Consider the following 1,054-nt stretch of genomic DNA (forward strand, 5'->3'; position numbering starts at 1 on the left):
CTAGATGTTTGGTCCCGGCATTTGGTGGAGCGGGTCTGACCTGAAGCGGCTGGGCTCGGCCGACCATGCCTTGCAGATGGCTTCGTAGGGCGTGAGGCCGCGCAGGGTCTTGAGGCGGCGGGCGAAGTTGTAGGCGCTGACGAAGTCGGCCAAGTGCGCACGGAGTTGCCCATGGCTGTCGTAGTGGTAGCGCTTGACCGTCGCGTCCTTGATCGTACGGTTCATTCGCTCGACCTGACCGTTCGTCCAGGGATGGCGCGGTTTGGTCAGCCGATGGTCGATATCGTTGCGGGCGCAGGCAAGTTCGAAGCTGTGGGCCCGGAAGGTCTCGCCGGCTGCAATCGCCTCCTTGATGATGGAGGCGGCCGAGGCGACGTTGCCGGGCGTGGTGAAGTGGGTGCCGTTGTCGGTGAGCACCGTGTGCACCTTGTAAGGCACGGCCTCGATGAGATGGCGGAGGAAGTCACCTGCGACCCGCCGCGTGGCCTTTTCGTGAAGCTCAACGAAGGCGAACTTGGTCGTGCGGTCGATGGCGACGAGCAGGTAAAGCCGCCCTTCGGCTGTGTGAACCTCGGCCAGATCGATGTGGAAGTAGCCGAGCGGGTAGGCCTTGAAGCGTGACCGCTTGGGCTTGCCACCGTCGACCTCCGGCAGTCGGCTGATGCCGTGGCGCTGCAGGCAGCGATGCAGCGACGAACGGGTCAAGTGCGGGATCGTCGCCTGAAGCGCGTAGAGGCAGTCGTCCAACGGCAGGAGCGTATGACGGCGAAAGGCGACGACGACCGCCTCGTCCTCCTGTGACAGCACCGTCGAGCGGGGATCCTTCGGACCCGTGCGCTGGTCGGCGACCGAGGTCCGCTGCCGCCACTTGGCGACCGTCTTCTGGTTGATCCCGTAGCGCTTCGAGAGCGCCCTCAGGCTCGCTTGACTATGCTGGATCGCTCGACGGACTGCCTCCGTCGTGGTGGCGCTGCCGTGAAGAACTTGGCCCATAGCGCGTCCCTCCACTCCAGCGTGAAGAATGCACCATCAAACCCTGGGATCAAACATCTAG

Annotated in this window: 1 protein-coding gene; it reads right to left on the reverse strand. The window is 64.1% G+C overall.

What is annotated here, in order from left to right:
- Entirely contained in the window at positions 1–993 is a 993-nt protein-coding gene (locus tag MKK69_RS27920; protein WP_243973422.1) for an IS481 family transposase, read from the reverse strand.
- Positions 994–1,054 lie beyond the last annotated feature (61 nt).

It is taken from the genome of Methylobacterium sp. J-026 (assembly GCF_022829585.1).
In the GTDB taxonomy this organism is placed as follows: Bacteria; Pseudomonadota; Alphaproteobacteria; order Rhizobiales; family Beijerinckiaceae; genus Methylobacterium.